General features: G+C 75.1%; 3 pseudogenes. All 3 read left to right on the top strand.

Annotated features, from left to right (window positions below):
- Positions 1-40: 40 nt before the first annotated feature.
- Positions 41-94: pseudogene (locus tag KKZ08_RS06375) on the top strand (polyketide synthase docking domain-containing protein); the annotation flags it as partial.
- A gap of 45 nt (positions 95-139) precedes the next feature.
- Positions 140-6,833, top strand: a pseudogene (locus KKZ08_RS06370) (SDR family NAD(P)-dependent oxidoreductase); the annotation flags it as partial.
- Between the two features lie 290 nt (positions 6,834-7,123).
- Positions 7,124-7,387, top strand: a pseudogene (locus tag KKZ08_RS06365) (acyltransferase domain-containing protein); the annotation flags it as partial.
- Positions 7,388-7,701: the final 314 nt, after the last annotated feature.

The following is a 7,701-nucleotide window of genomic DNA, read 5'->3' as shown; positions in this document are numbered from 1 at the left end:
CGGCCCACCAGCACGTTCTGCACGACGAGGGGTTTCGGACATGGCTGAGAAAGAGCAGGTCGTCGAGTACCTGAAGCGGGTGACGGCGGACCTCAAGCGCACCAGGGACCGTGTCCGAGACCTGGAGGAGGCCGAGCGCGAGCCCATCGCGATCGTCGGCATGGGCTGCCGGTTCCCGGGCGGGGCCGGCACGCCCGAGGCCTTCTGGGAGCTGCTGCGCGACGGCGTGGACGCCATGAGCGACTTCCCCGCCGACCGCGGCTGGCAGCAGCCCGAGGGCGGCACCCGCCCGCAGGGCGGCTTCCTCGACACGGCCACCGAGTTCGACGCCTCCTTCTTCGGCATATCGCCGCGCGAGGCCCTGGAGATGGACCCGCAGCAGCGGCTGCTCCTGGAGACCTCCTGGGAGACCTTCGAGCGCGCCGGGATCGACGTCACCGGCCTGCACGGCAGCAAGGCCGGCGTGTTCATCGGCGTCAACGGCGCCGACTACCCCGGCATGCTCAACCACGCGGGACACGAGTCCCTCGGCCACCTGCTGACCGGCAACGCCTCCAGCGTCGTCTCCGGCCGCATCTCCTACACCCTCGGCTTCGAGGGCCCCGCCGTGACCGTCGACACCGCCTGCTCCGCCTCCCTCGTGGCGCTCCACCTCGCGGCCCGCGCGCTGCGCTCGGGTGACTGCCCGCTGGCCCTGGTCGGCGGCGTCACGGTGATGGCGACCCCGGGCGTGTTCGCCGAGTTCGGCAAGCAGGGCGGTCTCTCCGCCGACGCCCGCTGCAAGGCGTTCGCCGAGGGTGCCGACGGCACCGCGTGGGGCGAGGGCGTCGGTGTCCTGCTGGTGGAGCGCCTCTCGGACGCGCGCCGCAACGGCCACCGCGTGCTTGCCGTCGTCCGTGGTTCCGCGGTGAACCAGGACGGTGCGTCGAACGGCATGACGGCGCCGAACGGCCCGTCCCAACAGCGCGTGATCCGCGAGGCGTTGGCGAGCGCGGGTGTCGGCGCCGCGGACGTGGACGTGGTGGAGGCGCACGGTACGGGGACGTCGCTCGGCGACCCGATCGAGGCGCAGGCGCTGCTCGCCACGTACGGCCAGGACCGGGACGCCGGCCGGCCGCTGCTGCTGGGTTCGGTGAAGTCGAACATCGGTCACACGCAGGCGGCCGCGGGTGTCGCCGGGGTCATCAAGATGGTTCTGGCGATGCGGCACGGTGTCGTACCGCCCACGCTGCATGTGGACGAGCCGAGCAGCCACGTCGACTGGGCTTCCGGCGCCGTGGAGTTGGCGACGGAGAGGGTCGCGTGGCCGGGGGAGGGGACGCGGCGCGCTGGTGTGTCCTCCTTCGGGATCAGCGGTACGAACGCCCATGTGATCCTGGAGCAGGCGCCTCCGGAGACCGCGGGCCAGGAGGCCGGGGAGCCGGTTTCCGGCGGGGTGGTGCCGTGGGTGCTGTCCGCCAAGTCGCCCGCCGCGCTGCGGGCCCAGGCGGCGCAGCTCAGGGATCACGTCGAGCGGGACGTCGACCTCGCGGGAACAGCGGTCGCGCTGGCCACCACCAGGACCGCCTTCGAACACCGCGCCGTCGTCCTGGCCGAGGACGCCACGGGCTTCGCCGCGGGCCTCGACACCCTGGCGGACAAGGGCACCGCGGGCCGCCACCTCGTCCACGGCACGGCGCGGCCCGGTGCCAAGACCGCCTTCGTCTTCGCGGGGCAGGGCGCGCAGTGGGCGGGCATGGGAGGGCAGTGGTACGAGCGGCTGCCCGCGTTCGCCGCGGCGTTCGACGCCGTCTGCGCCGCCGCCGACCCGCAGCTCGACGTCCCCCTGGCCGACGTGGTGCTCGCGGGCTCCGCCGGACGCTCCTCGGACCACGCGGACCTGATCCACCGGACCGGCTACACCCAGATCGCCCTCTTCGCCGTCGAGGTCGCGCTGTTCCGCACCCTGGAGGCATGGGGCGTGCGCCCGGACGTCGTCCTCGGCCACTCCATCGGTGAGATCGCCGCCGCCCACGTGGCCGGGGTCCTCTCCCTGGAAGACGCGGTCACGCTGGCCGTCGCCCGTGGCGCCCTCATGCAGCGACTCCCCGACGGTGGCGCCATGCTGGCCCTCGACGCCACCCGGGCGCAGGCCGAGGCGTGGCTGCGCGCCCTGCCCGAGCAGCACCGGGAGCAGGTGGCCGTCGCCGCGGTCAACGGCCCCTCCGCCGTCGTCGTGTCCGGCGCGTCGGACGCCGTGGACCAGGTGGCGGAGGCCGCCGCCCGGGCGGGCAGGCGCACGCGCAGACTCCAGGTCAGCCACGCCTTCCACTCGCCGCTCATGGAGCCGGTGCTCGACGAGTTCCGCTCCGTGCTCACGCGGCTCACCTTCTCCCGCCCGGCCGTCCCGATGGTCTCCACCGTCACCGGCAGGCTCGCGGCGGACGACATCACGTCCCCGGACTACTGGGTGCGGCACGCCCGCGATGCCGTCCACTTCCAGGACGCCGTGCGCGCCGCGGAACCACGGGTGGACGCCTTCCTGGAGATCGGCCCGCACGCCGTGCTCACCCGCTCCCTGGAGGAGAGCCTCTCCGAGGGCCACCGCGCCACCGTCACCTCCGTCGCCCACCGCGAACGGCCCCTGGTCGCCGCTCTGCTGCGGGCGGTCGGCGCCCTGTGGACCGGCGGCGCCGACGTGGACTGGCGCGCGCTGCTGCCCGCCGTACCCGCGGTCCAGGACCTGCCCACGTACCCCTTCGAACGGCAGCGGTTCTGGCCCCGCGTCCCGCCGCGCCGCGCGGGCGACGTGAGCGGGGCGGGCCTCGCCGGGCTCGACCACCCGCTGCTCGGCGCCGCCGTCAGCGTCGCCGACGGCGGCACCGCGGGCGGCTCCGTCCTCACCGGCCGCGTCTCGCTCGCCACCCACCCCTGGCTCGCCGACCACGCCGTCGTGGGCGCCGTGCTCCTGCCGGGTACCGCTTTCGTCGAACTCGCCCTGCGCGCCGGGCAGAGCGTGGGCTGCGGCCACCTCCGCGACCTCACCCTGGAGACCCCGCTCGTCCTCGCCCCCGAGGACGCCGTGCAGATCCAGGTCGGCGTCGGCGCCGCCGACGACGAGGGCCGCCGCCACGTCGTCGTGCACTCCCGCATCGAACCGTCCGACGACGGCACGAGCGGCGTCGAGACCGAGTGGATCCGGCACGCCCAAGGCGTCGTCGCCCCCGCCGTCCCGGGCCCCGACGCCGACGACTTCGGCGCCGTCACGGGCGCGGTGTGGCCGCCCCGCGGCGCGGCCCCGGTCGAGACCGAGGACTTCTACCCCGCCCTCGCCGAGCAGGGCTATGCCTACGGCCCCACCTTCCAGGGGCTGCGCAGGGCCTGGCGGCGGGACGGTGACTTCTACGCCGACGTGGAGCTGCCCGAGGGCGCGGCGGACGACGTCACCGGCTTCGGCATCCACCCGGCCCTGCTCGACGCCGCCCTGCACGGCATCGGCCTCGGCGGCGTGGTCGACGACGCCGAGAACACCTCGCGGCTGCCGTTCGCCTGGTCCGGCGTGCGGCTGTGGGCGAGCGGCGCCCGCACCGTCCGCGTCTGCCTGACGACCACGGGCACCGCCGCCGTACGCGTACGGATCGCCGACGCCACGGGCACCCCCGTCATCGGCATCGACGAACTCGTGCTGCGGCCCGTCTCCCAGACCCCCGTCGGTCCGAGGCGCGCGGTCGTCGCGGAGTCGCTGTTCACCGAGGCCTGGGAGCCCAGGAAGGCGGTCGCGCGGGACGCCGCCGCGAGCGAGGCCCCGCGGCTCTGGGGCCCGGACACCTCCCTCGACGCGCTGGCGGGCACCGACACCGTGCTCCTCGACTGCGCGGGGGACGGCGGCACCGACACCCTCGAAGGGGTACGTGCCCACGTGGGCCACGCCCTGGCACACATCCACGCATGGCTGGCGCACGACGCCTCGGCCCCCGCCCGGCTGACCGTCCTGACCAGGGGCGCCGTCGAAGTGCACCCCGGCGAAGGCGCCGACCCGGTCCAGGCCGCCGTGCACGGCCTGGTGCGCTCGGCACGCTCCGAGCACCCCGAACGGTTCGCGCTGCTCGACCTGGCACCCGGCGCCGACCCCGCCGACATCCCCTGGACGGCCGTGGGCGCCGCCCTCGCCGACCAGGAGACCGAGATCGCGGTCCGGGGCGGCGACGTCTTCGTGCCCCGCCTGGTGCGTACCGCACCCGACGCCGAGGCCCCGGCCCCCTGCTCCGGGCAGGGCACCTTCCTGGTCACCGGCGGCACCGGCGTCATCGGCTCCGCCGTCGCCCGCCACCTGGTCACCGCCCACGGCGTACGCGACCTGGTCCTCGCCGGGCGGCGCGGCGCCGACGCGCCGGGAGCCACCGAACTCGCCGAGGAGCTGCGCGCGGCCGGCGCCGAGGTGCGCCTCGCCGTCTGCGACGTATCCCAGCGGTCCGCGCTGGCCGAACTCATCGGCTCGCTCCCCGAGTTGCGCGGCGTGGTGCACGCGGCCGGCGTCCTGGACGACGGCATGGTCACCGCGCAGACCGCCGAACGCCTGGACACCGTCCTGCGGCCCAAGGCCGACGCCGCCTGGCACCTGCACGAGCTCACCAAGGAGCGGGACCTCGACCTGTTCGTCCTCTTCTCCTCCGCCGCCGGCGTCTTCGGCTCCCCGGGCCAGTCCAACTACGCGGCCGCCAACACCTTCCTGGACGCGCTCGCCCGGCACCGCCGCGCGTCGGGCCTGCCCGCGCACTCGCTGGCCTGGGGCCTGTGGGCCGACCTCAGCGCCATGACCGGCACGCTCAGCGACACCGACCTGAGCCGGCTCGACCGCGGTGGCCTGCGCGCCTTCAGCGCCGACGAGGGCCTCGCCCTGTTCGACGCCGCGGTACGGCTCACCGCGCCGGTCGCCGTCCCCGTACGCCTGGACCTGCGCGGCCAGGACGACCCGCCCGCACTGCTGCGCTCCCTGGCCAGGCCCGGCCCGCCGTGCCGCGGCCGCCCCCGCGGCCGCCTCGTCGGCCTGGCACGAACGGCTGCTCGGCCTGCCGGACGCGGAGCGCGCCGCCGCGCTCGTGGACCTGGTGCGCGAACACGTCGCCACCGTCCTCGGCCACACCGCGCCCGAAGACATCGCGCCGGAGCAGTCCTTCGACGCCCTCGGCTTCGACTCGCTGACCGCCGTCGAACTCCGCAACCGACTGGCCGAGTTCACCAAGGTCCAGCTGCCCACCACCCTCGTCTTCGACTACCCGAGCCCCGAGGCGCTGGCCGGCTTCCTCGACGAGGCGCTGGCAGGCCCCGCCGAGCGGGGCGCACACGCCGTCCGGGCGCGGGCCACCGACGACGACCCCATCGCCATCGTCGGCATGGCCTGCCGCTACCCCGGCGGCGTCGGCTCCCCCGAAGAGCTGTGGGACATGGTCGCCGGCGGCCGCGAGGGCATCGGAGGCTTCCCCGCCGACCGCGGCTGGGACCTCCAGCGGCTCTACGACCCCGAGCCCGGCCGCACCGGATCGACGTACGTCCGCGAGAGCGGTTTCCTGTACGACGCCGCCGAGTTCGACGCCGGATTCTTCGGTGTCTCGCCGCGCGAGGCCACCACGATGGACCCGCAGCACCGCCTGCTCCTGGAGACCTCCTGGGAGGCCATCGAGCGCGCGGGCATCGACCCGACGAGCCTGCGGCGCAGCAGGACCGGCGTGTACGCGGGCCTCATGCACCACGACTACGTGGCACGGCTCCAGGAGATCCCCGAGGAGATCGCGGGCTATCTCAGCAACGGCACCGCGGGCAGCGTCGCCTCCGGCCGCATCGCCTACACCTTCGGCTTCGAGGGCCCCGCCGTGACGATCGACACGGCCTGCTCCTCCTCCCTCGTCGCCCTGGACATGGCCGTGTCCGCGCTGCGCGGCGGCGTCTGCGACCTGGCACTCGCGGGCGGTGTCGCCGTCATGGCGACCCCCGGTGTGTTCACGGAGTTCGGCAAGCAGGGCGGCCTCGCCCCCGACGGCCGCTGCAAGGCGTTCGCCGACGGCGCCGACGGCACCGCGTGGGGCGAGGGCGCCGGAATGCTCCTGGTGGAGCGCCTCTCGGACGCGCGCCGCAACGGCCACCACGTCCTCGCCGTCGTCCGGGGCACCGCGGTGAACCAGGACGGCGCGTCGAACGGCATGACGGCGCCGAACGGCCCGTCCCAACAGCGGGTCATCCGCGACGCGTTGGCGGTCGCCGGGGTGAGCGCCGCCGAAGTCGACGTGGTCGAGGCGCACGGTACGGGGACGTCGCTCGGCGACCCGATCGAAGCGCAGGCCCTCCTCGCCACGTACGGCCAGGACCGGGACGCCGGGCGGCCGCTGCTGCTGGGTTCGGTGAAGTCGAACATCGGTCACACGCAGGCGGCCGCGGGTGTCGCCGGGGTCATCAAGATGGTTCTGGCGATGCGGCACGGTGTCGTACCGCCCACGCTGCATGTGGACGAGCCGAGCAGCCACGTCGACTGGGCTTCCGGCGCCGTGGAGTTGGCGACCCAGAAGGTCGCGTGGCCGGGGGAGGGGACGCGGCGCGCGGGTGTGTCCTCCTTCGGGATCAGCGGTACGAACGCCCACGTGATCCTGGAGGAGGCCCCCCGGGACACCGCGGGCCAGCAGGCCGGGGAGCCCGCTTCCGGGGTGGTGCCGTGGGTGCTGTCCGCCAAGTCGCCCGCCGCGCTGCGGGCCCAGGCGGCGCGGCTGGGCGAGCACGCCGTCGCGCCGGACGTGGACCTCGCGGGGACGGCCGTCGCGCTGGCCACCGGCCGGACCGCCTTCGAGCACCGCGCCGTCGTCCTGGCCGAGGACGCCACGGGCTTCGCGGCGGCCCTCGACACCCTGGCGGCCGGGGACGCTCCCGGTGACGACGCCGTGCTCGGCACGGCGCGCGGGGCACTCAGGACCGCGTTCGTCTTCCCCGACCGGGCCGAAGGACTGCCCGAGGCCGCACGCGAACCTCCCTGAAGCCCCACCGTTCGCCTCCACCTGCGGCCGAGTGCGCCGCCCCGGCCCCTGCGCCACCGGATCTGCGCTGCTTCGGACGTCGTCCTGCGTGAGCTGCCCGGCTCGCCGACCCGGCCGTCGCCCACCCCGTCCTGTGGGCGGTCACGGTGTCGCTCGCCGAGGTGTGGTCGGCCGCGGGCATCACCCCCGCCGCCGTCGTCGGCATCGGCGGCGGCGAGATCGCCGCGGCCTGCGCCGCCGGCGTCCTGTCCCGCGCCGACGGCGCACTGCTCGCCGCCGAGCGGGGCCGCCTCCTCGCCGAGCACAAGCCCGAGCACAAGCCCGAGCACGAGTCCGAGCACGAACCCGTGGCCGTGCGTGATGAGCGCTTCCACGCCCCTGCGACCTGACGCCCTGCGCGGGAGATGGTGTCGACGGTACCCGGCAGGGGCTTGATCACCACGGGCGTGACGCACGCATGGATGTACTTCGCCGCCACTGTCCTGGCCCGGCGCCGAGGACCTGGACGCGACGTACTGGCACGACACCCCGCCCGAGGCGGTCAGGCCGGACGCCGCGGTGAAGGCGCTCCTCGGCGACGGCGTCGAGGCTATCATGAGTCGGGCACCTCGTTTCGGAGACGACCGCCGTCGAGCGGAAGCTGACACGCTGACGGCCCCACCCCTGTCATTGTTGTTTACGGACGCCTACGAGGGTTCCCGGC

Source organism: Streptomyces sp. 135 (assembly GCF_020026305.1).
Lineage (GTDB): Bacteria > Actinomycetota > Actinomycetes > Streptomycetales > Streptomycetaceae > Streptomyces.
Note: the sequence above shows the minus strand (reverse complement) of the source record. Positions and strands in the feature narration are given on the sequence as shown.